The organism is Sediminibacillus sp. JSM 1682029, assembly GCF_041366435.1.
Classification (GTDB): domain Bacteria; phylum Bacillota; class Bacilli; order Bacillales; family Amphibacillaceae; genus Sediminibacillus; species Sediminibacillus terrae.
On sequence record NZ_JBEWYY010000016.1, the window covers coordinates 33,757 to 60,219 of the forward strand.

The following is a 26,463-nucleotide window of genomic DNA, read 5'->3' on the forward strand; positions in this document are numbered from 1 at the left end:
GGTCGTCAGCCAAGGCGTTTTTGTACTTATCCGTAAAATATACTTAACTGTGCATAGGAATAGTAGGGGGAGGCATCATGCAAGGATTAAAACAATATTTAAAGACACAAGACGATATACATTCGGTATTGTCCGGTGTCGAGGCAGGGCTTAAGGAGCAGCTCGTTTCCGGCTTGACTGGATCGGCGAGAGGCATGCTGGCATCATTGATCAATGAAGCTTCCAAAAAGCCGATTTTACTCGTGACACACCAATTGATGCAGGCTCAGCAGCTTTATGAGGACCTGCTGGAAATGTCGGAACGGGATTCTGTTCATCTTTATCCGGTCAATGAATTGATTGCTTCGGAGATTGCTATCGCCAGCCCCGAACTGAAAAGCCAACGAATCGAAGCGTTGAATCAGTGGATGAACAAGGAATCTGGTATTTTGATAGCACCTGTAGCTGCATTGAAACGGATTTTGCCTCCGGCATCCTATTGGAAAGACTACCAGCTGCATTTTCAATTAGAAACGGAAATCAATATCGAGAACTATCTGTCCTCCTTGTTCGAAATGGGATATGAACGTGTCGACATGGTTTCCACCCCGGGAGAGTTCAGCTTGCGGGGTGGAATTATTGACATTTATCCAATTACAGAGGCAAATCCCATTCGTGTGGAATTGTTTGACGAGGAAGTCGATTCCATCCGCTTTTTTGACGCAGAAACCCAACGGTCGTTGGAAAAAGCAGAGCAGGTGGTCGTAGGACCGGCTACAGAAATGTTATTGCGGCCTGAAGATATTGCAACAGGGGCAGACAGACTTGAAGAAGAACTGGCCATATCCTTGAAAAAGTTTAAAAAAGCAGAGGATAAGGAAAAACTGGCTGCTGCGGTCAATCAGGATTTGGACCGGTTAAGGCAGCAGGAACGTTTTCAAGAAATGTATAAATATATCGGTTATTTCTACCAGGAACCTGGTAGTTTATTAGATTACCTGCCTGAGAACGGGTTGATCATTTTAGATGAAATGAGCAGAATCCAGGAGACGGCCAACCGGCTGGATGAAGAGGAAGCAGAATGGCATCAGAGCTTGTTGGAACAGCAGCAGATGGTGCATAACCTGACTATTTCTTTTGATTGGCATGATACGTGGACGAAAATGAAACAGCCCCGCCTGTATATGTCTGTATTCCTGCGCCACATTCCTAATACGAATCCGCAAAATCTGGTGAATGTATCCTGTCGAGCCATGCAGCAGTTCCATGGGCAAATGAACTTATTGAAAAATGAATTTACCCGCTGGCAAAACAACGACTTTTCCATTATTATCTTTGCTCCGAACGAACAGCGTGCGGAAAAAATCGAAGCAGTCCTTTCCGATTATGAGATGGAAGCTGTACGGGCATCAGGAGATGTGCAATTGCCGCAATCCAAGCCGCTTATCATGGTGGATAACATAAGCAGCGGATTTGAACTGCCGATGCATAAAGTGGCTATATTGACAGAGAGTGAATTATTCAAGAAGCGAACCAGCAGGCCGAAAAGAAAACAGAAGATTTCCAATGCTGAGCGGATTAAAAACTATCAGGAACTGAAAGTGGGGGATTACGTCGTCCATGCCAATCACGGGATTGGCCGGTATCTTGGAATTGAAACACTGGAAGTGAACGGGCTTCATAAAGACTTCATGCTCCTTAAGTATATGGGAGATGACAAGCTGTTCGTCCCGATCGATCAAATCGACTTGGTTCAAAAATATGTCGGTTCGGAAGGCAAAGAACCGAAGCTGTACAAGCTTGGCGGAAGTGAATGGAAAAAAGTAAAAAGCAAAGTCCAATCCTCTGTTGAAGATATCGCTGACGATTTAATTAAGCTGTATGCCGAAAGAGAGGCGACCAAGGGCTATGCTTTTTCTGAAGATACACTGATGCAACGGGAATTTGAAGATGCGTTTCCTTATCAGGAAACAGAGGATCAACTCCGTTGTATTGAAGAAATCAAAAAAGATATGGAACGGCCGCGCCCGATGGATCGTCTGCTTTGCGGGGACGTGGGTTATGGGAAAACCGAGGTTGCCATAAGGGCGGCGTTCAAAGCGATTGCCGATGGAAAACAGGTGGCCATCCTGGTGCCGACGACCATTCTGGCCCAGCAGCATTATGAAACAATCATGGAACGTTTTCAGGGGCATGCTGTCAACATCGGGCTGTTAAGCAGATTCCGGACGAGGAAACAGCAAAAAGAAACATTGGAAGGCTTGAAAAAAGGATTGGTCGATATTGTCATCGGCACCCATCGCCTGCTTTCCAAGGATGTGGAATATAAAAGTATCGGTTTGCTGATTGTGGATGAGGAGCAGCGATTCGGGGTAAAGCATAAGGAAAAAATAAAAAGGTTGAAAACGAATGTCGATGTCCTGACCTTAACAGCAACACCAATTCCACGGACGCTTCATATGTCGATGCTTGGAGTACGGGATTTATCGGTCATCGAAACACCTCCGGAAAATCGGTTTCCGATTCAAACCTATGTCATGGAATACAACCCGGTCTTTATCAGAGAAGCCATTGAAAGGGAAATGTCACGCGGTGGACAAGTGTTCTTTTTGTACAACCGGGTCGACAACATTGAACGGATGGCAGAAGAAATATCGGCGTTGGTGGAAGATGCCCGGGTCGCATTTGCGCATGGTCAAATGAATGAAGCGGAATTGGAAAATGTGATGTTCTCCTTCCTGGAAGGCGAGTCGGATGTCCTCGTCAGCACGACGATTATCGAGACAGGTGTCGATATTCCGAATGTAAATACGCTGATAGTTTATGATGCAGACAAAATGGGGCTTAGTCAGCTTTATCAGCTGCGTGGCAGAGTGGGAAGGTCCAATCGCGTCGCCTATTCCTATTTCACCTATCAACAGGATAAAGTGCTGACAGAAGTTGCCGAAAAAAGATTGCAGGCAATCAAAGAATTTACAGAACTAGGTTCCGGTTTCAAGATTGCCATGCGTGATTTGTCGATTCGCGGAGCAGGAAATCTGCTCGGTGCCCAGCAGCATGGTTTCATTGATTCGGTCGGATTCGACATGTACTCGCAAATGCTGAAAGAGGCAGTCGATGCCAGAAAAGCCGGGAAAACAGTGGAAGAAGCGAAGCCATTCGAAGTGGAACTCGATTTGGACTTGGACGCTTACATTCCTGACAGCTATATCGATGATGAGAAACAAAAGATCGATATGTATAAGCGATTCCAGGCCATTGATTCCCAGGAGGATATCTTTGACTTGAGAGAAGAACTGCTGGATCGGTTTGGTGACTATCCAGAAGAAGTCGGCAACCTTTTCCATGTGGCGACGATTAAGAGCGGTGCCAAGCAGCAGCGTGTGCAATCGGTCAGTGAGAAGAAGAATAAGATTGAGCTGTTGGTAGAGGAAGACACCAGCCAGCAAATAGATGGAGCGAAGCTGTTCGAATTTGCCAACCATTATGGACGGATGGTTCAACTGGGTACCGAAAATCGCAACCTGAAAATGGTATTACAATGGAATCGGGAAACCAAACCGCGCCGTTATGAGATCGTCGAAGAACTGATTTCCGGACTGAAAAACACAAAAAGGGAATAGTAGAGCGGAGACGCGGTTTAAAGGCAAAATGTAGAATATTTATGTATAGTTATTAACCGGTGAATCATACTAAAGCCACAACTGGTTATTTCTGCTTAATGTTACCGATGGTGGAAAGAGAACCAGAAAGATCATCAAAGAAAGTGAGGCTACACAGCAGATGAAAGCAACAGGAATTGTGCGTCGAATTGATGATTTAGGCAGAGTAGTGATTCCGAAAGAAATCAGAAGAACATTAAGAATTCGTGAAGGGGATCCGTTAGAAATATTTGTCGACCGGGATGGAGAGGTGATCCTGAAAAAGTATTCACCGATCAGTGAGCTAGGCGATTTTGCAAAAGAATATGCAGACGCTCTATTCGATTCTCTAGGATCTCCCGTACTTATTTGTGATCGTGATGAATTTATAGCCGTTGCCGGAGAATCCAAAAAAGAATATTTAAGTAAAAACATCGGTTCGCAAATGGAGAAAGCAATGGATGAGCGAAACCTGGTGACAGAAAAGGATGCATCAGTCGAGTTGGTGGAAGGAAGAGAGGAAAATATCGCTTCCTACGTGCTCAGCCCGATTATTGCAAACGGCGATCCGATTGGTTGTGTCATGGTCATGTCGAAAACAAAGGGCGATTTAGGTCCAGTGGAGCAAAAGGCAGTAGAAACTGCAGCCGGTTTTCTGGCGAGGCAGATGGAGTAGAAAAAAAGCACGTTGTGTGTGGAAGAGGGATTGGCATAAGGAGTGTTCCTTGTGTCAGTCCTTTTTGTTTGATGGGAAAAGAACTTTGGAAGGGCATGTATAAATAAAATTCCTTGTAAAAAGGCTTTCATGGCTTTACGATAGACAAAGGAAAAGGGAATTGCAGGAAAACAGGGAGAGGAAACCATGGAACAGCTTATTATCGATAAAGTCTTGAATAATAATGTGGTTACTGCCGAGCACGAAACCTATAAAGAGGTTGTATTGATCGGCAAAGGCATCGGGTTCAACCGGAAACCGGGGGATCGCATATCTGTCGACAAGGCGGATAAAACATTCTTATTGAAGGATGAGAAGGAAAAGGAACAGTACGTTAATCTGCTCCCGTATATCGATAAAGAATTACTTGATTTCATGAATGATATCATGTTGTTTATCGAAGAGAGAATGGGGAAACAACTCAATGAGCATATTCACGTAGCGCTGACGGACCATATTGCTTTTGCAGTCAACCGTGCAAAAAAAGATATGAACTTTTCTAATCCCTTCTTGTTTGAAATCGAAGCCCTTTATCCGAAGGAGTACCAGGTAGCCGTCGAAGTGGTGGAGAAATTGAAAAGGCAGACAAATGTCGATTTTCCAGAAGGGGAAATAGGATTCGTCGCCTTGCATATCCATAGTGCTGTGACGGATAAGTCCCTCCGTGATATTAATCAGTATCACCAGTTGATCACCACCATGATTGAATTGATCGAAGACAATCTGGAGATCAAGCTTCTCAAGCAGGACGTCAATTACTTTCGCCTTATTCAACATCTGCATCGCGCCATTGACCGCGTGCATAAAGGGGAAGCATTGGGAAGAGAAAAAAAGTTGGCGGATATGTTGAAAAAAGAATATCCCGTATGCTATAATCTTGCTTGGAAGTTAGTAAAGGTCATGCAAAAACAATTACATCGATCCGTGGATGAATCAGAAGTCCTTTATTTAACGATTCATTTACAGCGCTTAACCAATAAATCCTAATCATTACGTGTAACTGATTCGATCAGGCATGAGTATGAAGAGATTTTCGGGTTATCTTAAGGGATAAGTATATCCTTTTTAACCTGAGTCTTGAATACTCATGTCTTTTTTATTTGTCTTCCTGAAAACGTTTTAGGAGAGATTGGTTAGCAAAAAATCATTATATTTAGGAGGTATTATGATGTTCAAAAATGCTTTTGGCACGTTGCAAAAAGTCGGTAAAGCATTAATGCTTCCGGTGGCATTGCTTCCGGCAGCAGGTATTTTACTTGCCTTTGGTACGAGCTTTGCCCAGGATACCTTTGTAGACAAGGTTCCTTTCTTCGGCACACCATGGGTGCAGGAAATTTTGGCCGTCATGGCTGAAGCGGGTGGCGTCGTGTTTGATAACCTGCCGTTGCTATTTGCAGTTGGTGTAGCCATCGGACTTGCCGGCGGGGATGGAGTAGCCGGACTAGCGGCAATCATTGGTTACTTAATCATGAATGTCACCATGGGGGTTTTTGGAGATGTCACACAGAAAATGGCAGAAGATAATCCCGCGTATGCCATGGTGCTTGGTACACCAACCCTTCAGACCGGCGTTTTTGGCGGGATAATAGTTGGTTTATTAGCCTCGTATATGTATAGGAAGTTTTTCAATATTCAGCTTCCCCAGTTTTTGGGCTTCTTTGCCGGAAAGCGATTCGTACCGATTATTACCGCTTTTTCAGCTTTGATTCTAGGAATTATCATGTTATTCATATGGCCATATGCCCAAAGCGGACTTAATGCATTGTCGCACTTTATGCTGGAAACAAACAGAACGTTGTCGGCATTTGTGTTCGGTGTGATTGAAAGGGCGCTGATTCCATTTGGTTTGCATCACATTTTCTATTCTCCGTTCTGGTTTGAATTCGGTTCTTATACCAACGCGGCCGGTGAAATTGTCCGCGGTGACCAGACTATTTTCTTTGAGCAACTGAAAGACGGAGTCGACGAGTTTACAGCAGGAACATTCATGGTCGGTAAATTCCCGTTCATGATGTTCGGTCTTCCGGCAGCCGCACTGGCAATTTATCATACTGCTAAGCCGGAGCGTAAGAAAGTAGTAGCAGGTATCATGGGATCTGCAGCACTTACCTCTTTCTTGACAGGTATTACGGAACCATTAGAGTTCTCTTTCTTGTTTGTAGCACCGGTATTGTTCGGAATTCATACGATTTTTGCCGGACTATCGTTCATGACAATGCAATTATTGAATGTGAAAATCGGGATGACCTTTTCCGGTGGGTTGATCGACTTCATCCTGTTTGGGGTCATGCAAAATAAAACTCCGTGGTGGTGGGTCATCATCGTCGGTCTGGTTCTCGCGGTCATCTACTACTTCGGATTCCGCTGGGCAATACTTAAGTTCAACCTGGCAACACCAGGACGGGAAGATGAGGCGGCTGACGAAGACGATGGAGAAGAAATCGGAGACCTGCCGTACGAAATTCTTTCTGCTATGGGTGGAAAAGAAAACATCACCCACTTGGATGCTTGTATTACCCGTCTGCGCGTCAGTGTCGACGATAAAAATGAAGTGGATAAAAACAGATTGAAAAAGCTGGGTGCCTCTGGTGTTATGGAGGTAGGTAATAACATCCAGGCGATTTTCGGGCCAGTTTCCGACAGCTTGCGTGGTCAAATGCAGGATATTATAGATGGTAAAACACCGAGATCGAAAGAAGACGTTTCACAAATCATCGATAAAGCAAAAGATGCAGAAAAAGCACCTGTCGACCTGAACAATCTTGAATTTGCCAGCCCGTTAAGCGGGGAAATTCTATCCATTACGGATGTCCCTGATCAAGTATTCTCAGGTAAAATGATGGGGGATGGCTTTGCAATCAAGCCGGATCAGGGAACAATCGTATCGCCTGTGAACGGGAAAGTGTTAAATGTTTTTCCGACCAAGCATGCAATCGGCTTGCAGGCAGATAACGGAACAGAAATCCTTATCCATATCGGGATAGACACCGTGAAGCTTAAAGGAGAAGGATTTGAGGCGAAAGTACAAGAAGGTGACTTTGTTGAACAAGGCCAGCCATTGATGGAAGTCGATTTGGACTATATTGCTGAACATGCAGAATCCACCATCACGCCAGTCGTATTTACGAATTTGGAAGAAGGTCAGGAAGTTAGTTTGAAGGCTTCTGGCAAAGTGGACGCAAAAGAAAAAGATATCGTCACGATTCAATAATGGATAGAAGGAAAGACTCTGCCGCGATTACCGGGGCGGAGTCTTTTTTTGGTCCTAGGTCCGCAATGGGAGGGAGTTGCGAATTTTCTATTCATATTCTTCGCCTTTTACCTGGACAACGGTTGAAGAAGTCCCTATCTCTGTGGATATGGGAAAAGATACCGCTGTGCTATAATAGCAGAAGAATTTCAATGTTGGGCAACAGCTATAATATGTGATATGAAGGACGAAATAATGAAAGAAATACAACCTACAAAGCAAATGTTCAAAGGAGCTATCCTGCTTACTGCTGCAGGACTGATCAGTAAAATTTTGAGTGCTGGATACCGCATTCCCTTGCAAAATATAACCGGAGATATGGGTTTCTATATTTATCAGCAAATTTATCCTTTTTTAGGAATGGCTTTAATGTTGTCTTTATATGGTTTCCCGGCAGCAATCTCCAAATTGGTGGCAGAGGAAAGAGAGCGTGATTCTCCGCTTTCCTTCCGTTCTTTTTATGTGCCCGTCACCGTGTTATTAACCACCATCAATTTTGTATTGTTCGCCGTGCTGTTTGCTTTAGCCCCTCAGATGGCCGATGCCATGGGGGACAGTCGGTTGACAACCCCTCTACGGATTGCATCCCTGCCGTTTTTACTTGTTCCGTTTTCCTCTATTGGCAGAGGAGTTTTCCAAGGTCAAAATGATATGAAGCCGACCGCTGTCTCACAGGTAGCTGAACAGGTGGTACGAGTGACGGTCATTTTAGTTGCAGCGTTCATCATGATGAACAAAGGAGATAATTTGTATGAAGTCGGGTCTGGAGCAGCCGCAGGGTCATTGTTGGGGGCATGTGCCGCTGTACTGGTACTGTTGGTGCTGTTCCTTCGCCAGCGCCCTTGGCAGCTTTCTCGATCTGCTTCTTCTGTTCCCTGGAAGAAGTATATCCGGACGATTCTGCTCTATGGTATGTTTATCTGCATAAATTACATGATGTTTTTGCTGATCCAATTTGCTGATGCTTTTACACTGGTTCCGAATTTACAGGAATATGGAATGACCCGGCAGCAGGCGATGGAATGGAAAGGCGTTTTTGACAGAGGCCAGCCGCTAGTTCAATTGGGGACAGTGTTAGGTTCCTCGCTGGCTCTGGCACTGGTGCCTACGGTAACAAAAAAACAGCTGGAACAGCGGCCAAATGAACTGGCCGAACATGTGAAAAGTACCTGGAATTTCAGTTTGCTGCTTTCAGCCGGGGCAACCGCGGGTTTGATTGCTATATTTCCTTACGCGAATGTTCTATTATTTGAGGATAATACCGGGACAGGCAGTCTGCAAATTTTAGCGCTGTCCATCTTATTTACTTCACTCGCCCTGACCCTTTCTTCGATACTGCAAGGATTGGGGGATATCAGGCTGACAGCGGGTATTGTCTTGCTCGGTGTGTCTTGCAAATGGTTGATGAATGAGTTGCTTGTGCCGCTATGGGGGATTGCCGGAAGTGCTGCTGCAACCGTGGCAGGGGTCACGATCATTTTGTGTTTGAATTACTGTCAGTTAAAGCGAAGACTTCCAGATCTACGCCTGCTTCAGTTAAGGTGGTCTTCTTTTGTCTTCTCGCTTGCCGGCATGGTCTTATTTCTTTATGGATTGCACAAAACCCTCGGGGGGCTGATTATTGGAGGGCCAAGAGTAGACTATGTAGCTTATACGCTCATAGCCTGTTTCGGCGGGGCGGCTATCTACGTCTGCTTGTTGATCAGGCTCCATGCATTTACCGACAAAGAATTGGAAGCACTGCCGTTGGGCAATTATTTAACCGGTTTAAATAAAGGAGGAAATAAACATGGCTAACAACGTTGAAATCATTGGTTTGGGGGCAGGCGATATCAATCAGCTCCCTTTAGGGATTTATCGAAAACTGCAAGAACAGGAGGGGAAAGTCTATGTGCGGACGCTTGATCACCCAGTAATCGATCAATTAAAACAAGAGGGTGTGTCGTTTGATTCTTTTGATGAAGTTTATGAAAAGAATCAGGATTTTTCTTCCGTGTATCAAGAAATTGCGGAAATGCTGGCGGAAGCTGCCGCGGAGCAAGATATCATCTACGCAGTCCCTGGGCATCCGATGCTTGCGGAAAAGACAGTTCAGTTACTTCTGGAAAACGATAATCTCCATGTGAGCGTGACCGGCGGCCAAAGCTACTTGGATGCCCTTTTTACTACGTTGCGTATCGATCCTATTGAAGGTTTCCAGTTTGTTGACGGCACCTCCTTTAAAAGAAGTGTGTTGGAATACCGTCATCACCTTGTTTTTTGCCAGGTGTACGATGCGTTTATTGCCTCGGAAATAAAGCTGACACTGTTGGAGGATCTTTCTCCGGAGCATCCTGTTACAATCGTGGAGGCTGCCGGCAGCAGCCAGGAAAAAGTGATTACCATCCCGTTGGTGGAACTGGATCAGTCATCCCGTTTGAGCAATTTGACTAGTGTTTATGTAGCACCTGTACCGGATACAGAATTGAACCACCAATTTTTCCGGTTGAGGGAAGTGATTGCACAATTAAGAGGTCCAAATGGGTGCCCTTGGGATAAGAAGCAAACACATCAATCGCTGCGGCAGTATTTATTGGAAGAAGCTTATGAGTTCATCGAAGCGGTTAATGCCGAAGACGATGATGCCATGATCGAGGAAATCGGGGATGTCCTGCTCCAGGTAATGCTGCACAGTCAAATTGGAGAAGATGAAGGATTTTTCACCATCGATGACGTAATTAGTACATTGACCGAAAAAATGATTCGCCGTCATCCGCATGTTTTCGGAGAAGCCGTTGCCGATACAGCAGAACAAGTGATGGATAACTGGCAGAAAATAAAAGCGGAAGAGAAGCAGGGTGTGCCATCCTTGCTAAGTGGAGTTCCAAAAGAATTGCCGCAGCTTACCGCTGCCGAGGAACTGCAAAAGAAGGCTGCAAAAGTGGGATTTGACTGGGGCAGTTCAGAGCCGATTTGGGAGAAACTCCATGAAGAACTGGAGGAGTGGCGAGAGGCGGTCGAAGAAAAAGAAACCATGGAAATCGAAAAAGAATTTGGAGATTTCTTATTTGCTATTGTGAATCTTGCCCGCTATTATAAAATCAACCCGGAACTTTCTTTAAACCGGACGAATACCAAGTTTCGCGACAGGTTTGCCTATATAGAAAAACAAACGGCTTTAAGCGGTAAGAGTATGGGCGATATGACCCTCGAGGAATTGGATCATTATTGGAATGAAGCAAAGAAAATGGAATAACAATATATAGAAGGAAGTGACGAAGCTAGATGCGATTAGATAAGTTTCTTAAAATATCAAGGTTGATCAAGCGCCGGACATTAGCCAAGGAGGTCGCCGATCAAGGACGAATCACGATAAACGGCAATCAGGCTAAGGCAGCTTCGAATGTGGCAGTAGGAGATGAATTGACGATTCAGTTCGGCCAGAAGCTATTGACCATCCAGATTGATTCCTTACGGGAGGTCGTGAGGAAAGATGAAGCTGCTTCTCTGTATACCGTAAAAAAAGAAGAAGCAGTAAACTAAAAAAAACAGCAGCCCTCCGGAAAAACCGGTGGCTGCTGTTTTTATTTTTAGTTAGTCTTCCAATGCATCGACCACTTTTTCGGCAGTGCTTTTGCTTGATTGTGGGTTTTGACCTGTCACTAAATTTCCATCACGGACAGAATGATCTGTCCAGTTTTTTGCTGCTTCAAATACTGCCCCTTTTTCACGCAGTTTCGTCTCGAGCAAGAAAGGCATGTGTTGGTCCAACTGCATTTCTTTTTCTTCGGCGTCGGTAAATGCGGAAACCCTTTTGCCTTGTACAAGCGGTGTGCCATCTTTGTAGGTGACATTCACGAGTCCGGCTGGACCGTGGCATACAGAACCGATGATATTACCTTGTTCTGCGAATTGCTGTAGAACATACAAGAGGGTTTCATTGTCCGGAAAGTCGAACATCGTGCCATGGCCACCCGGAAGGAAAATTGCGTCGAAACCTTCGGCGTCTTCCTTGCTGAGCTTGGCGGTATCCTTTAACACCTCTTCGGCCTCTGTCCAATCAGGGCTTTTTTCGTCAATGCTGTTAGGGTCCAGGGCTACTTCCCCGCCAGAAATACTGGTGACTTTCACTTCATATCCCTTTTCTTTAAATACTAAGTAAGGGACAGCAAATTCCTCCAACCATAATCCGGTTTTATGATCATCTGTTATAGTTGTGTGATTTGTTACCACCATTAGAACCTTTTTCGTCATCATGCCAACCTCCTAATACACTTACTTTTTCTAAAACAGGTTTATCTTATACGATGGAATCCTTTTCACCCAAATTTTTTGCTCTCTCGATTTTTCGGGCTGGGGACGGAGGTTTCATCCTCTTGTTTGTGGTAGACTATCGACAACTAACAAAAGGAGCGTGATGTTTTATGAGCATGGTATCGCTAATGACCAAAACAAGCAGCCAAACAATCAAGGAGGATGCAGCTGGCTAGCAGGCAGTCCTCCCAATAACAGGAGGAAATTATTTGTACAATTTACAAGCACTTGGATACAGGGAGTTTTTTGCAGGACAGCATGGCAGCAAGGAAGGGAAGGTTGGCCGGATTGCGACGGCTTCCAATGGTATTTATAAACTGTTTGCCGAAGATGGAGAGCTTAGGGCGCATTTGAGCGGAAGGTTTCATCATCTCGCAGAGCATACAAGGGATTATCCTTGTGTCGGGGATTGGGTACTATTTCAGGCGATTGACGGGGAAGACAAGGGAATCATCCATGAAGTGTTACAAAGGAGCAGTTTGCTGTCAAGGCATGCTGCCGGACCAAAACAAGAAGAGCAGCTGATGGCCGCAAATGTCGATACCGTTTTCCTGGTCAATGCGCTGAATCAAGACTTCAATCTGCGCAGAATGGAACGTTATCTCATGCAAGTTTATGAAAGTGGCGCTTCCCCTGTATTTGTTCTGACAAAAAAGGATTTGTGCGAGGATAAGGAAACGGATGAAAAGGTCCAGGCTGTAGAGGAGATCGCATTCGGCGCGCCTGTCCTTGCAATTGATGCATTACATGAAGAAAGCCTGACGTCCTTAAATGGATACCTTCATGAGGGGAAGACCGTTTCTCTGCTCGGTTCATCAGGTGTCGGAAAGTCAACGTTGATCAATCGGCTGCTCGGCCGGGAGGTGCAGAAAACCCAAACGATCAGGGAAGAGGATGCGAAGGGTCGCCATACCACGACCCATCGCGAACTATTTCTGCTTCCAAAAGGCGGCGTGATTATCGACACGCCTGGTATGAGGGAGCTGCAGCTTTGGTCCGGAGAAGATGCTGCCGGTGAAACCTTCCAGGATGTCGAAAGGCTGGCTGGACAATGCAAGTTTCGGGATTGCCGGCATGAACAGGAACCGAGTTGTGCCATCCAAAACGCGATTGAATCCGGCGAGCTTTCAGCTGATCGTTATAAAAGTTATGTAAAATTGCAGCGTGAAGCCAAATTCCTGGATTTGAAAGAAAAATACGGAGCACATCGTGCAGCCAGAATGCAGGTAGAAGGTTTGAAAAAAGGGACATGGTAAGCAACATTTATGGAAAAGTTCTGTAAGAGAATTCATGCAAGTACTGCAACTAGAGAGAATATAATAAAGGACGGAACATCCCGATTTTAATGGAAGGCTGTCTGTAATAGTCTTAGATGTGGAAGTTCGATTCGACATAATGTCTTCTTCAGCTTATTTACCTTTCAGTTGAAGAAGACATTTTTTCATATAACTCCCCGTCCATATACATAAGGATTTTCCATATCCTGCTGATGGAAAGGTTAAAGTAGATGGCATATTCACACTATCAAGGCTTACCACCGCATCTTCAAAAAAGGTACTTGGACCAGATATTAACAGGCTTCTTCGTCCCCTTTTTTATTGTATAGAAAATTAAAATTCACCTTTCTGTTGATAATGGGTGAAACAGACACGTCCAGCTCCAGCGCCTACCCCCTCGAGGTCTTAAGTCCACCCTCTGTGTGGCAAAGAGCGTCACGCCGAGGCTGTTCTTAAGCTTGTCGGGGGTGAGCAAGGCGCTTGCGCTTTTGGTCTGGCTTTTACTTCGACTGGTTTATTGTAGATGTTTTCTTTTCCGAAATAAAACCAAAAATATTTCTGACCCTCTTCGGCTATAATGGGAAATGGTCCGGTAAAGCCGACCGTATCTTTGTTTCCTACAATCTCGTAAGAACCTTCTTCACCACTTTCATATTCAACTGAATAATTAAAAGTTGAAGACATGTCCCAGTCATCTTCAGCCTTTGCCTTCTCATCCTCATTAGTGCTTTCTCGTACTTCATTTTCTTTCGAGGATTCATCATTTGGGTGAGAAGTACAAGCGTTCCATGTCCCTATTGTCAGAAACAGAGATAAAAACAGGATACGTTTTTGCAAACAGCACACACCCTTTCCCCATTTATTTGTAATCATTTTACCAAAATAAAAACTTTGTAAGCGGAAATTGTGTACATGACACCTTTTCTTAGCATTTTTGCCCAGGCTTACGTACGTAAGAGGGAATATTTAAATGTACTTCTATTTAAAAGTCTAATAAAACTCGGAAAAACTTGCACCTGTAATAGGTAATTTGTCTGGACGTGTTCTATGCCTGTCCCTCCTTTCATACACTTATAACGATAAAGGGAGGGCTGTACAATGAATTATTATGAAAAAGATCCTTCAGTTCGTGCTCCTCAGGCGGAACACCATATCAAAATGAATAATAGAAGGAATTTGGAAATAACGGGTGTCAAGGAAGTCGATAGCTTCGACAATGAAGAGTTCCTTTTACAGACAGTCATGGGTTACTTGATTGTCCGCGGAGAAAACCTTCAGATGAAAAACCTTGATGTCGGAGAAGGAAATGTTGCGATCAAAGGGAAAATCTTCGAGCTTTCTTATTTGGACGAACATAATGGAGAGAAGGCTAAAGGATTCTTTAGCAAGCTGTTCAAATGACTCTCTCTGTCCAATTCGCCGCGATTTTAATCATGGTGGCGGGAGGGATATACATTGGTGCTGCCATTGATACCTTCCGCCGGTTTGAAAGAAGTTGGAAGCACCGTGTTCTATTTTCTTATGGAATGGAAATCGGGTTTTGGCTGCTCCAGACATTGATCCTATTTTATTTATTATACAAAGTAAATCAAGGAGAATTGCGTTTTTATATTTTTTTGGCGCTTTTGTGCGGTTTTGCGACTTACAAGGCACTATTCGAGCATCTTTACCGCCGTTTGTTGGAACAAGTGATCCGTTTCATCGTCGCGGTTCATCGTTTTTTCACCCGTTTATTCAAAAGCTTGATCATCCAGCCGATTATTTGGCTCTTCCGTCTGTTGCTTATGCTTCTGTCCGGAATCGGAGCAGTTTTATTATGGCTGCTTACGGTAATAGGAAAGATATGTGTGTTCCCATTCCGGCTTCTTTTTAAAATGATATGGATGCTGCTTCCGAAGCCAGTAAAAAAATACTTACACAAACTTGCAGGATTTTATAGTAGAATAAAGAATATGTTAAGAAAATGGCGGCAGTTTATGCACAAAAGAAGGAGGTAGCTGAGTAAGTGGCAAGAAGAGAAAAATCCGTGGCAAAAATTGATTCTCCTTATATGAAGCAATATGATGCCCAAGTAGAAAGACAAAAGAAAAAAAAGAAGCGACTTTTCCGCCGATTGCTGCTATTCTCTATCGTGGTAGTTGTCGTTGTAGGCGGATTGGCAGCCTACCAGGTTAAACAACGATCGTTATATGCAGAAAAGCAGGAGCAGTATCAGAAGCTGGAAAGGAAAATGACTTCTCTTAAAGAAGATGAAAAAGACCTCCAGGAAGAAATCCGGTTACTTCAAGATGAAGATTATGTGTTGGAAATCGCCAGGACGAATTACTTTTTCTCAAATAAAGGAGAAATAATCTTCGAACTTCCGGAGGAGGAGCCATCTTATTGACACGCATTTTACAGCTTATATATAATATATAAGTAGGATACTTTTAAAATTCTAAGGAGGAGCATTTTTTTTATGTCAATCGAAGTAGGCAGCAAGTTGCAGGGTAAGGTAACAGGAATCACTAATTTTGGGGCTTTCGTTGAACTGCCTGGTGGTTCAACCGGCTTGGTTCATATTAGTGAAGTTGCCGATAACTATGTTAAAGATATTAATGAACATTTAACGGTTGGAGACGAAGTAACGGTTAAAGTCATTAATGTCGAGAAGGATGGCAAAATTGGATTGTCGATCAAGAAAGCAAAAGACAATCCGAATGCCGGGCGCCGCAAAAATAATCATAAAAGTAATAATAACCGCGACCGCACGGAAACTTTTGAATCCAAAATGAACCGTTTCTTGAAAGATTCAGAAGACCGTTTGGCTTCTATCAGAAAGAATACCGAGTCTAAACGCGGAGGTCGAGGTGCAAAAAGATAAAACTTGCTGTCTATCGAGAGAGCTGTTAAATGAACTCTGTTACTAATATAAAAAACGGATGCCATGCTTGAATGTATGGCATCCGTTTTTATTATTAGGGTTTTTGTCTCCTATCTTGTTGCATGTTAGTCGCCGTTGATAGAAAATGCGCAGTAACTGTAATGTCCTATTCAAAAAACGTGCTAACCAACGCTTCGGTAGCATACTTCGCTTTCCGCGGGCACGGCTTCAGCTAATTAGGTAAAGAAAACCGCTTTACCTAGTGGATCTTCAGCTCGCGCTGTTCCCACTGGAGACTACGCATGCTACCTACGCTAAGAAGCATGGTGTTATCGCAAACCTAGAGACTTTTTCTTTGAGTTCCAACAAGCCATCTTAAAGCTGTTCCTAGCGAAGAAAATACCCGAAGACTCCCGCGGGAGTAAAGGCCTCGGTGAGATCCCGCAGAGCGTCAGCTCGAGGAAGCTCACCAGCCGCCCACGGAAAGCGCAGGGTATTTTCGCAGCGTCGAATTCCAACTCCACAAAAGTAAGAAGTCAGGAAGACGCATCCAAACTATGTCGCAGTTTACAGGTTTTATGAAAAAACGGGGTGCTTTGAGAAGCCTTATTATACATAAAAAAAGGCGGCCCAAGGGCCACCTTTTCTGTGTGATAGCGGCGGAGGGGATCGAACCCCCGACCTCACGGGTATGAACCGTACGCTCTAGCCAGCTGAGCTACACCGCCACAAAAAATAGAAAAACATTTTGTCCTCTGTTGTTGAGGCACAAGTGATATAATACAATAGCATTACGAGACTGTCAAGAAAAAATAAGAAATGTGTTTTTTAAAAGGACTGAAAAGCAAGAGCAGCACACGAAGAGAACGGGGGAACCGAAGGATGATTTGCTTAGTAAGGCATGGGGAAACGGATTGGAATTTACAAGGGCGGTTACAAGGAGAAACGAATATTCCTTTAAATGAAACAGGGATCCAGCAGGCAAAGGAATGCAGGGATTATTTTAAAGATATGCACATGGACAGGATTATAACAACACCTTTGATAAGAGCGCAGAAGACTGCAGAAATTATCAATGAAAACTGGCAGAAGCCGATTGAAATCATGGAAGCTTTCAAAGAAAGGTCCTTTGGAGAAGCAGAGGGGATGCCCATGGAAGAACGGAACAGGCTGTATCCTAACCGGAATTATCCCGGTCAGGAGCCGCTTGATGCATTTCGGGAACGAGTCATGAAGGGCATCGAGGAGGTTTCCAAAAAGTATATGGAAGAAGAATTATTGCTGGTAGCCCATGGGGGAGTAATCAATGTAATCTTGTCCACTGTCTCGAATGGAAAAATCGGGACAGGAAAAACCAAATTGATCAATGCGTGCATTAGTAATATTGAATTATTGAAAGAAGGATGGAAGGTTCACAACTATAACCAAATTGATCATCTTTCCCACTATACAAGTAAATAACGACATCCTTTTTATTCTGAAAAAGAACTTGCAGGGAGAAAAGCATGGACACAAAAGCAAAAACCGAACGATTGAATCGTTCGGTTTTATGGTGGTCACTATGCTTTTGTCGTGAGCCCCGTTCTTACTTTTGAGGAGTAGGAGTTTGGTTAGCCGATACTGCTGATTGGATTGACTCCTTATTCTGTTCTGCTTCCATTTCGTCTGCCGGACGTACTTGCTTTAAGAAAAAGGACAAAGCAAAGCCGATTACAGCAAACACGGTTGCAACCATGAAGGAATCATTGATCCCTTCGATTGTAGCGTGCTGGAATGCATACATTTGCTGGTTTGCCGCATCGTTTGGCAAGAAATCTCCCATGTGTGCTGTACGCTGATTACTCATAACCGTTACAAGGAATGCTGTACCGATTGCACCGGAAACTTGCCGCAATGTGTTCGCCATTGCAGTTCCGTGAGAGTAATAACGTCTTGGCAGCTGGTTCAAACCAGCGGTCATGATCGGCATCATGATCATGGAAATCCCGATCATCCGGGCACTGTAGATAATCATCATGTGCATATAGGATGTAGAATCCGTTAAGTCGGTGAAAAAGAATGTCATGACTGCCGTAATTGCCAAACCGACCAGTGCCAGCGGGCGGGCCCCGATTTTGTCGAAGAGCTTCCCGGTGATCGGTGACATGATCCCTGAGATAATTGCCCCCGGAAGCAAAAGCAGACCGGATTCCAGCGGTGTAAAGCCGCGGACAATTTGTAAATATAAAGGAACAAGAATCATGGAAGCGAACATTGCCATGGTCACGACCACATTGATAATGGTGGTGAGCGTGAACATGTTGTATTTAAAAACCCGGAATTCAAGCATCGGATTGCTCAACCGAAGCTGACGGATCACAAAAATTATCATCGCCACACCGCCTACTGCAAGGGAAGCAATGACTTCTGTTTCTCCCCAGCCGTTGTTTCCTGCTGTACTAAAGCCATATAACAAACCGCCGAATGCGAAAGTAGACAGGATGATGGACGATATATCCACTTTGGGATTACTAAGCTTCGTGACATTCCGCAATAAGAAGAATGCCAAAATAACATCGATCACTGCGATGGGCAATACGATAAAGAACAATAATCGCCAAGAGTAGTTTTGTACAATCCAACCGGACAATGTAGGCCCGATCGCCGGCGCGAACATCATCGCCAGACCGATAAGACCCATGGCGCTTCCCCGTTTTTCCAAAGGGAACAGGCTCAGAATGACATTTGTCAGAAGAGGCATCATAATCCCGGCGCCGGCCGCTTGTACGACACGTCCGATCAAAATTAAAAAGAAACTAGGTGATATCCCGCAGATCAACGTACCTAGCGCAAACAAACTCATCGCTGTCAGGAATAATTTACGGGTGCTGAATTTCTCCATTAAGAAAGCTGTAACCGGGATGAGAATTCCGTTTACCAGCATAAAGACGGTGGTCAGCCACTGAGCTGTGTTTTCCGTAATATCCAAGTCTACCATCATCACAGGCAGGGCGATGTTCATTAATGTCTGGTTAAGAATAGCCACGAATGCTCCAAGCACCATAATAAAAATAATCGGCCCTTTCGCAACTTGTGACGCTTCTATAAAAGCTGTTCTATCTTTCACTTTCATTCATCTCCGTTATCTGAAATTTTAGTTAAAATAAGACTGTGCAGCTCGACGAGTTTTTCAACGTCCTGGTCGTTTATCTCTTTTAGACCTTCCATTCTTTCCAGGTAGCTTTTATACGATTCCTTTTTCTTTTTCACGCCCGCCTCGGTAAGCGTCAAAACAATGGCACGGCGATCTTGTTCTGATCTGGTTCGTTCTACGTAACCAGCCTTGACCAATCGTTCGACAGTACCGCTGATCGTGCTTTTGCTATTGTTTAATTTATTGGCTATTTCGACAAGACCGAGCTCAGGCTGTTCCTCCAGCAACTTCATGATCTGCAGTTGCAGAGTGGTAACCCCTAAATCATTGGCATTGTGCCACATCTGTTTATAGAAGGCTTTGCTCACTTCCCGGAAAGAAGTAATGATGCTTTCTATTTTTTTGTTTTCCTGCAAATCTACCTCTCCTTTACGCTATCCCTTCCTGCAATTAAGAGGGCATTTTAGTTCACGTACGAACAATTAGCGCAAGAACTATTATAATCTTTTTAGAGGAAAAAGCAATAGAATAAAAGCAAAAAATAAAAGTAAACGCCTTCATGACGGCGTTTACCATAGGGGTAGGAAAATCAAGGTCCTGCAAAGGATTGTGTTTGTATATGCTTATGGTTCGAGAAAAGGAGGTTCAAGAAACCCCAAATTGCAAACGGATAAATCGACAGCATGTTGAGAGCTTGTTTAGATTTTATGTTGAAAATCGCTCTCATCACTGGAATGACGTCGAAGACTTTTTTTGATTTGACCCGTTGTTTTGACAAAAAAAAGAGACGGGATGTGTTTAAATAAACAACACGAAGGAGTGGTGTTAATGATGGAGACGGCTGAAAGACAGCAAACGAAGCCAATATCATATAAGAAGGCTTTGGAAAATGCAAAGCGTAAGATGGGAGATAAGACGAAGTTATTGTTATTGGAAAAAGGATGGCTGCTCTTGTTCGTCGGTTTCTTGCTAGGACGAGCTATTGTGTTATCTACTATGTCGCCCTTTGCCCTTTCATTCCTCGCTTCAGTTTGGTTTGTTCGAAAGGACAAGTCCTTTCCTGTCATGTTGGCAGTTCTGGCGGGAGCATTCAGTTTAGGGTTGCATCATGGATTGTTCACCCTCATGGCAATGATGATGTTCATTTTCACCGCAGCAGTTTTTAAAAATGTCAAGCACCAACAAAAGCTGCTGCCGCTGCTCGTGCTTATATCCAGTATGATGCCACGGGTATTCAGCTTTTCCTTGTTAAACCAACTGACTGCCTACGAATGGATGCTTGCCGTGGTGGAAGGGATCCTTGCTGCTGTGCTTGTTCTTATATTTATGCAAAGTGTGCCTTTATTATCACCAAAAAGGTACAAACCTGCTCTGAAAAACGAAGAAATCGTCTGCATGATCATTTTACTCGCTTCGATATTGACCGGAACCATCGGGTGGGAGATTCAGGGGGCATCAATCGAACAAATAACTTCCCGCTATTTGGTGTTGCTGCTTGCCTTTGTCGGAGGTGCTGCCATCGGATCGACTGTTGGGGTGGTGGCAGGATTGATTTTAAGCTTGGCCAACGTTGCAAGTCTTTACCAGATGAGTTTGCTTGCTTTTTCCGGTCTGCTTGGAGGGTTGCTGAAGGATGGAAAGAAGGTGGGCGTCAGTATTGGTCTGATTGTCGGAACCTTGCTCATCGGGATATATGGAAAAGGGGTCGAGGCGTTGCTCCCATCCCTGTTGGAAACGTTCATCGCCGTGCTTTTGTTTATTTGTACACCTCACAGTTGGGTGAAAAGGCTTTCCCGCTACATACCTGGGACGATGGAACATTCCAAAGAGCAGGAACAGTATATGCAAAAGGTGAGAGATGTCACAGCCAACCGAGTGGAACAGTTCTCCAACGTTTTTCAGGCGTTGTCTAGAAGCTTTGTTCAACAGCAGCGGACACCGCCGGAAGAAGAATATATAAAAGAAACGGATTATTTTTTGAGCAATGTTACCGAAAAGACATGCCAATCCTGCTTCAAAAAGGACCGCTGTTGGGCGGCGAACTTTGATAAAACCTATGGTCTGCTTACAGAAGTGAAAAATGATATGGAAACGGGTGGAGGCCCTAATAAAATATTGCAGCGGAATCTGGAAGATCATTGTGTCAAATCTGCAAAAGTAATAGAGACGATGCGTCACGAGCTATCCTTTTATGAGGCGAATCAAAAATTAAAAAAGCAAGTGAGCGAAAGCAGGCGGTTTGTGGCTGACCAACTACTGGGCGTGTCGGAAGTCATGGACGATTTTGCCAAGGAAATCATGAAAGAACGGGAGAACCATGAACAACAGGAAACGGAAATAGCTGCAGCCCTTAAACAGCTGGGCATGGAAATTGAAAAACTCGACATTTTCAGTGTAGAAAAAGGCAATATCGATATTGAGATGCATCTTACCTTTTCCCAATATCATGGCGAAGGTCCAAAGTTGATCGCTCCGATGCTGTCCGACATTTTACAGGAAACAGTGGTGGTCAAGGAAGAAGACATCTCGCCGTTTCCTAATGGAGAATGCTTCCTGGCGTTCGGATCTGCTAGAAAATATGCAGTCGAAACAGGGGTGGCCCATGCTGCCAAAGGAGGCGGATTGGTATCAGGGGACAGTTACTCCACAATTGAACTTGGAGCAGGAAAGTATGCGTTGGCGATTAGCGATGGCATGGGTAACGGGGAACGGGCTCATGAGGAAAGCACAGAAACACTCCGTTTGCTTCAGCAGATACTGCAATCCGGGATACAAGAGCAAATCGCCATCAAGTCCATCAATTCCATTCTCTCACTGCGAACGAGCGAAGAAATATTCTCCACGTTGGATTTGGCAGTCATCGATTTACATGACGCAGCGGTCCGGTTTTTGAAAATCGGATCAACCCCCAGCTTTATCAAAAGGGGTAATACGATGCACAAAATCGAAGCGAGCAATTTGCCGATTGGTATCATTCGCGAGTTTGACGTAGAGGTCGTCACGGAACAATTAAAGCCGGGCGATGTATTGATTATGATGAGTGACGGGATATTTGAAGGGCCCAAGCATGTAGAAAACGTGGATGTTTGGTTGAAAAGAAAAATCAAAGAAATGGAGACAGATAGTCCGCAGGAAATCGCCGATTTGTTATTGGAAGAGGTAGTTCGCAACCGCGCGGGAGAAATAGAGGATGATATGACTGTTTTAGTGACAAAAGTAGATATCAATAAGCCGAAGTGGGCAGCATTTCCTGCATATCAGCAACATGCATGAAATGTTTTGTTCCTTTTCACAGGTATATTTTTCCTCCAAACGTCGAAAATGGTGATAATGAATGCAAATGAATCCGCCCCAGTCAGAACTAAACATATACCAGTAGGATGGATATTCGAGGAGGAGTAGTTTTATGAAAAAAGGAACATTAAAGCAAATCTTGCTGATTACCGATGGCTGTTCCAACAAAGGAGAGAACCCTTCGGCAGTAGCAGCCTTGGCTTTTGAACAGGGCATTACCGTGAATGTGATTGGCGTATTGGAAGATAGTCAGACGGAACACGACAGTGGACTGCAAGAAGTGGAGGATATTGCGCTGTCTGGTGGCGGCGTCAGCCAAATCGTCTACCAACAAGTTTTGTCAAAAACAGTACAGGCCGTTACCAAACAAGCTATGACACAAACACTTCAGGGAGTGGTCAATCAGGAATTGCAACAAATCCTGGGTCCAAATCAAAGTCTGGAAGATTTACCCCCGGAACAAAGAGGGGAAGTCATGGAGGTTGTCGAGGATCTTGGCGAGACGTGCGATTTGGAAGTGCTTGTCCTGGTAGATACGAGTGCAAGCATGACGGACAAGCTTCCGACGGTTCAGGAAGCATTGTTCGATTTATCAGTCAGCCTGAATGCAAGGATTGGCAGAAATCGGTTCTCAATCTATGCTTTTCCGGGTAAGAAGACTGCAATAAACAAAGTGTTGGACTGGGCACCGCGGCTCGATTCTATATCCTCTGTTTTCCCTAAGCTTACTAGTGGCGGTATTACACCGACAGGACCAGCTTTGAAAGAGGCGATGTATCAATTTGGCAAGAAAAGCTTGCTAAGGAGCTTTAGAAATGAAAATCGATCAGACGTCGAAGAAGCGTGAGCATCCTCTCCCTCCAGGAACGATTATCTCGGGAAAGTGGCATAGAAACCAGTACAAAATTGTTAAAAAGCTGGGAAACGGAGCAGTAGGCACCGTTTATCTTTGCGATCATCAAGGAAATCGGGCTGCATTAAAAATAAGTTCCAGTGGTTCCTCCATCACCACCGAAGTGAATGTTTTGAAAACCTTAAAAAAGGTCCAGGGAAACGGCAGCCTTGGACCTTCTTTGTTGGATGTCGATGATTGGCTCCATCCTTCTGGTGCCAGATACTCTTTTTATGTCATGGAATATGTAAACGGTCAAGGGCTTGGCACCTTCATCCGTTTGAACGGAGATGATTGGCTGGGTACTTTCATGATGCAGCTGTTAGGAGATTTAGAGCACCTGCACCGATCAGGTTGGGTGTTCGGCGATTTAAAGACGGAGAACTTGCTGGTCGCCTCCTCTCCGCCAAGAGTCAGGTGGATCGATGTAGGCGGAACGACACAAATCGGTAGATCCATTAAGGAATATACGGAATTTTATGATCGAGGCTACTGGAATATGGGCAGTCGAAAGGCAGAACCATCCTATGATTTGTTTGCTTTGGCCATGGTGATGCTGCATGTTTATCACCCGGGGAGATTCGACAAAGGCAATCAACCGGAAAAAACTTTGATGAACAAACTAGGATCAACCAGGCAGTTGAAAAGATTCCAGGTTCCACTGAAAAAGGCGCTTAAAGGTACCTATACCTCCAGCAGTCAAATGAAACAAGAGATTGCCACCCTTCTTATGTACCGGCCGCAAACTTCCCCGAAAATGACCAGGGCAACTGCCAGAAAAGTGACTACAGCCAACCGGGATCGGTCCCTGTTGGAAAGCATCAGTATTTTAATTGCTGCAGGTCTGTTTTATTTATTTCATATTTTGTTAATCTAAACCATACCGCCTCTTTTGCAGTACAAAATCGGAAGTGATAGGATTAAAGTGGTTTGGACGAACAAAAGCGGAAGCGACCGGTCAACGGCGCAGGGAGTGGACTGAGCCGAAGGAGATAAAGGAAACACTGAGCGCAGCGAAGATGTTGACTTATTGACGGAGGTGAAGGAAGTCTTCGAGCCGTTGGGAGCTGGAGCTGGACGAACAAAAGCGGAAGCGACCGGTCAACGGCGCAGAAATTAATGGTTAGCCGGTAATGGAGTGGGGAATATGGAAACAAAAGTGAAAGAGTTAATTAAAAGAGAAAAGCTGCTTCATGAGGGGGCTACTGTTCTGGTGGGTGTCTCAGGGGGACCGGATTCACTCGCTTTGCTTCACATTTTAGCTTCGATGAAAGAAGAATGGAACCTTCGGCTGATTGCATTGACTGTTGATCATGGTTTAAGAGGGGATGAATCAAAACAGGATGTTGAATTTGTAAGAGGGATATGTAATTCGTGGAAGATCGAAATTGTTGAAACCTTTTTGGATGTGCCGGCGTATAAGAGAAAGGAAGGCACAGGCACCCAGCTTTCGGCGAGAAATCTGCGATATCAGTTTTTTGCCGAACAAATGGAAAAGTCCGGAGCTGAGTATCTTGCTTTGGGCCACCATGCCGACGACCAGGCGGAATCTGTTCTGATGGGTTTAACGCGGGGTGCGAATATTTCGGCATTGCAGGGTATCCCGATCAAGCGATCGTTCGCCGGCGGGATTATCATACGTCCTTTCATGAGTTCCTCCAGGGCTGAAATCGAGGATTATTGTGTGAAGCATGGGATGGTACCGAGAAGGGATCCTTCCAACGAAGAGGACGATTATACAAGGAATTATTTCCGCTTACACGTCCTCCCGCTTCTCAAAGCAAAAAATCCAAACTTCTTACAAACTGTTCGCAGGCTGAGTGATGCAGCAAGAAGCGATGAAACTTATTTGACCGAGCAGGCAGAAAAACTTGTCCTTGCCCATGTAGAGTTCACAGAAGGTGATAAACAGGCGGCGTTTCAGATAGAAACCTTTGCCAAGTTCCCCATTGCTTTACAAAGGCGAGCCTTTCATCTAATATTGAATTATCTATACGATTCGACTTCACCTGACCTTTCATATGCCCATGAGGATCGATTCTTCAGCCTGATTTCAAGCAGTAAAGCAAACGCATCGGTAGATTTGCCCTTAGGATTGAAGATCATCAAGGCATACCATTCAATTACGTTTTCTTTTGCGGCCGAATTCGGCGGCAGCTATTACATAGTTTTGCAAGGCCCGGGCAGTGTCGAACTGCCTGACGGATCCATCCTGTCTGCTTCGGTTGTCTGTGAACCCTTGGAAGATTCCCGCTTTGCCATTACATATGATTTAGCCGGAATAAACTGGCCGTTGTCCATCCGTTCCCGAAAACCTGGAGATAAAATGAGGGTCAAAGGAATGAAAGGGACAAAAAAGATCAAAGATATCCTTATTGATGAAAAAATACCGATTGGCTTAAGAGAGGGTTGGCCGGTAGTCGAAGATGGAAAAGGCAATATTTTATGGCTGGCTGGATTAAGAAGTGCGGTTCTGCCTTCCGGTGGTCATGAAGGCAAATTTCTGCGGTTGCATTACGAGAAGAACAGTAACATCTAGGAGGATCAGGAATGAATAACGATATCGAAAAAGTTCTGATTTCTGAAGAAGAAATCAAAGAAAAATGCCAGGAGTTAGGGGCACGTTTAACAAAGGAATATGAAGGGAAATTCCCATTGGCAGTCGGGGTGCTGAAGGGCGCGATGCCATTTATGTCAGATATACTCCGGGCAATGGATACTCACCTTGAGATGGACTTTATGGATGTTTCCAGCTACGGAGGAGAAACCAGATCATCCGGGGAAGTGAAAATCGTCAAGGATTTAGATACAAAGGTCGAGGGTAGAGATTTACTGATAATAGAGGATATCATCGACAGTGGATTGACGCTCAGTTACCTGGTTGATTTGTTTAAATACCGGAAGGCCAACTCGATTAAAATCGTTACACTCTTGGACAAACCCGAAGGCAGGAAGGTAGATATCAAGGCCGATGTTGTCGGATTCCATGTGCCGAATGAATTTGTGGTAGGCTATGGGTTGGACTACAAAGAGAAGTATCGCAATCTTCCTTATGTAGGAGTATTGAAGCCGAAGATTTACGGCGGTGAATAATCTTGTTTGATTGACAGGTATGACTGTCGAAAT

Annotated in this window: 22 protein-coding genes and 1 tRNA gene; 18 read left to right on the forward strand and 5 right to left on the reverse strand. The window is 44.4% G+C overall.

Annotation, left to right across the window (positions count from 1 at the left end):
• Positions 1–77 precede the first annotated feature (77 nt).
• From mfd to ABVF09_RS18665, 7 genes are all read left to right on the forward strand, one after another.
• Complete coding sequence (gene mfd, locus ABVF09_RS18635) at positions 78–3,602, forward strand: transcription-repair coupling factor (protein WP_026568989.1); 3,525 nt, start codon at positions 78–80, stop codon at positions 3,600–3,602.
• 160 nt (positions 3,603–3,762) lie between these two features.
• On the forward strand, positions 3,763–4,296 hold the full coding sequence (gene spoVT / locus ABVF09_RS18640) for a stage V sporulation protein T (RefSeq protein ID WP_026568990.1): 534 nt from the start codon (positions 3,763–3,765) through the stop codon (positions 4,294–4,296).
• Between the two features lie 186 nt (positions 4,297–4,482).
• Positions 4,483–5,322 (forward strand): glucose PTS transporter transcription antiterminator GlcT, encoded by an 840-nt coding sequence (gene glcT / locus ABVF09_RS18645; protein WP_026568991.1) that lies wholly within the window; start codon positions 4,483–4,485, stop codon positions 5,320–5,322.
• Positions 5,323–5,503: 181 nt separating this feature from the next.
• Positions 5,504–7,546 carry a glucose-specific PTS transporter subunit IIBC gene (gene ptsG, locus ABVF09_RS18650; protein ID WP_026770983.1) on the forward strand — a complete coding sequence of 681 codons (2,043 nt, stop codon included), beginning with the start codon at positions 5,504–5,506 and terminating at the stop codon, positions 7,544–7,546.
• Positions 7,547–7,780: 234 nt separating this feature from the next.
• Positions 7,781–9,382 (forward strand): putative polysaccharide biosynthesis protein, encoded by a 1,602-nt coding sequence (locus ABVF09_RS18655; RefSeq protein WP_161993044.1) that lies wholly within the window; start codon positions 7,781–7,783, stop codon positions 9,380–9,382.
• On the forward strand, positions 9,375–10,820 hold the full coding sequence (yabN, locus tag ABVF09_RS18660) for a bifunctional methyltransferase/pyrophosphohydrolase YabN (protein WP_026568992.1): 1,446 nt from the start codon (positions 9,375–9,377) through the stop codon (positions 10,818–10,820). The genes ABVF09_RS18655 and yabN overlap by 8 nt, the downstream gene beginning before the upstream one ends.
• Positions 10,821–10,849: 29 nt before the next feature.
• Positions 10,850–11,107 carry an RNA-binding S4 domain-containing protein gene (locus ABVF09_RS18665; RefSeq protein WP_026568993.1) on the forward strand — a complete coding sequence of 86 codons (258 nt, stop codon included), beginning with the start codon at positions 10,850–10,852 and terminating at the stop codon, positions 11,105–11,107.
• A gap of 51 nt (positions 11,108–11,158) precedes the next feature.
• Here the strand turns inward: ABVF09_RS18665 and ABVF09_RS18670 are convergent, their stop codons facing one another.
• A complete protein-coding gene (locus ABVF09_RS18670) occupies positions 11,159–11,818 on the reverse strand; it encodes a type 1 glutamine amidotransferase domain-containing protein (RefSeq protein WP_371069835.1) in 660 nt (219 codons plus the stop codon).
• Between the two features lie 269 nt (positions 11,819–12,087).
• On the opposite strand from ABVF09_RS18670, the gene rsgA reads away from it, so the two are divergent.
• Positions 12,088–13,134, forward strand: a complete 1,047-nt coding sequence (gene rsgA / locus ABVF09_RS18675; RefSeq protein WP_371069836.1) for a ribosome small subunit-dependent GTPase A — start codon at positions 12,088–12,090, stop codon at positions 13,132–13,134.
• 456 nt (positions 13,135–13,590) lie between these two features.
• Here the strand turns inward: rsgA and ABVF09_RS18680 are convergent, their stop codons facing one another.
• Positions 13,591–13,992 carry a hypothetical protein gene (locus ABVF09_RS18680; protein ID WP_153461762.1) on the reverse strand — a complete coding sequence of 134 codons (402 nt, stop codon included), beginning with the start codon at positions 13,990–13,992 and terminating at the stop codon, positions 13,591–13,593.
• Positions 13,993–14,253: 261 nt separating this feature from the next.
• On the opposite strand from ABVF09_RS18680, the gene yabP reads away from it, so the two are divergent.
• From yabP to ABVF09_RS18700, 4 genes are all read left to right on the forward strand, one after another.
• A complete protein-coding gene (gene yabP, locus ABVF09_RS18685; RefSeq protein WP_026568997.1) occupies positions 14,254–14,556 on the forward strand; it encodes a sporulation protein YabP in 303 nt (100 codons plus the stop codon).
• Entirely contained in the window at positions 14,553–15,152 is a 600-nt protein-coding gene (gene yabQ / locus ABVF09_RS18690; protein WP_153461764.1) for a spore cortex biosynthesis protein YabQ, read from the forward strand. Before yabP ends, yabQ begins: the two co-directional genes overlap by 4 nt.
• An 8-nt stretch (positions 15,153–15,160) precedes the next feature.
• Positions 15,161–15,541, forward strand: coding sequence for an FtsB family cell division protein (locus ABVF09_RS18695; protein ID WP_026568999.1), 381 nt, complete (start codon positions 15,161–15,163; stop codon positions 15,539–15,541).
• Between the two features lie 72 nt (positions 15,542–15,613).
• Positions 15,614–16,018 (forward strand): S1 domain-containing RNA-binding protein, encoded by a 405-nt coding sequence (locus tag ABVF09_RS18700; RefSeq protein ID WP_026569000.1) that lies wholly within the window; start codon positions 15,614–15,616, stop codon positions 16,016–16,018.
• Between the two features lie 654 nt (positions 16,019–16,672).
• Here the strand turns inward: ABVF09_RS18700 and ABVF09_RS18705 are convergent.
• Positions 16,673–16,746 (reverse strand) — tRNA-Met (locus tag ABVF09_RS18705).
• A gap of 154 nt (positions 16,747–16,900) precedes the next feature.
• On the opposite strand from ABVF09_RS18705, the gene ABVF09_RS18710 reads away from it, so the two are divergent.
• Entirely contained in the window at positions 16,901–17,479 is a 579-nt protein-coding gene (locus ABVF09_RS18710) for a histidine phosphatase family protein (RefSeq protein WP_026569001.1), read from the forward strand.
• 124 nt (positions 17,480–17,603) lie between these two features.
• Here the strand turns inward: ABVF09_RS18710 and ABVF09_RS18715 are convergent, their stop codons facing one another.
• A complete protein-coding gene (locus ABVF09_RS18715; RefSeq protein ID WP_051390356.1) occupies positions 17,604–19,130 on the reverse strand; it encodes a DHA2 family efflux MFS transporter permease subunit in 1,527 nt (508 codons plus the stop codon).
• On the reverse strand, positions 19,127–19,567 hold the full coding sequence (locus ABVF09_RS18720; protein WP_026569003.1) for a MarR family winged helix-turn-helix transcriptional regulator: 441 nt from the start codon (positions 19,565–19,567) through the stop codon (positions 19,127–19,129). Before ABVF09_RS18720 ends, ABVF09_RS18715 begins: the two co-directional genes overlap by 4 nt.
• Positions 19,568–19,979: 412 nt before the next feature.
• Here ABVF09_RS18720 and spoIIE point away from each other — a divergent pair, with 412 nt between their 5' ends.
• From spoIIE to hpt, 5 genes are all read left to right on the forward strand, one after another.
• On the forward strand, positions 19,980–22,424 hold the full coding sequence (gene spoIIE, locus ABVF09_RS18725) for a stage II sporulation protein E (protein ID WP_371069837.1): 2,445 nt from the start codon (positions 19,980–19,982) through the stop codon (positions 22,422–22,424).
• A 133-nt stretch (positions 22,425–22,557) separates the two neighbouring features.
• A complete protein-coding gene (locus ABVF09_RS18730) occupies positions 22,558–23,292 on the forward strand; it encodes a vWA domain-containing protein (protein WP_026770974.1) in 735 nt (244 codons plus the stop codon).
• Positions 23,261–24,214 carry a protein kinase domain-containing protein gene (locus ABVF09_RS18735; protein WP_026569006.1) on the forward strand — a complete coding sequence of 318 codons (954 nt, stop codon included), beginning with the start codon at positions 23,261–23,263 and terminating at the stop codon, positions 24,212–24,214. The genes ABVF09_RS18730 and ABVF09_RS18735 overlap by 32 nt, the downstream gene beginning before the upstream one ends.
• 270 nt (positions 24,215–24,484) lie before the next feature.
• Positions 24,485–25,876, forward strand: coding sequence for a tRNA lysidine(34) synthetase TilS (tilS, locus tag ABVF09_RS18740; RefSeq protein ID WP_371069838.1), 1,392 nt, complete (start codon positions 24,485–24,487; stop codon positions 25,874–25,876).
• An 11-nt stretch (positions 25,877–25,887) separates the two neighbouring features.
• The gene (gene hpt, locus ABVF09_RS18745; RefSeq protein WP_026569007.1) at positions 25,888–26,430 is read left to right on the forward strand and encodes a hypoxanthine phosphoribosyltransferase; all 543 of its coding nucleotides are present in this window, start codon (positions 25,888–25,890) and stop codon (positions 26,428–26,430) included.
• Positions 26,431–26,463 lie beyond the last annotated feature (33 nt).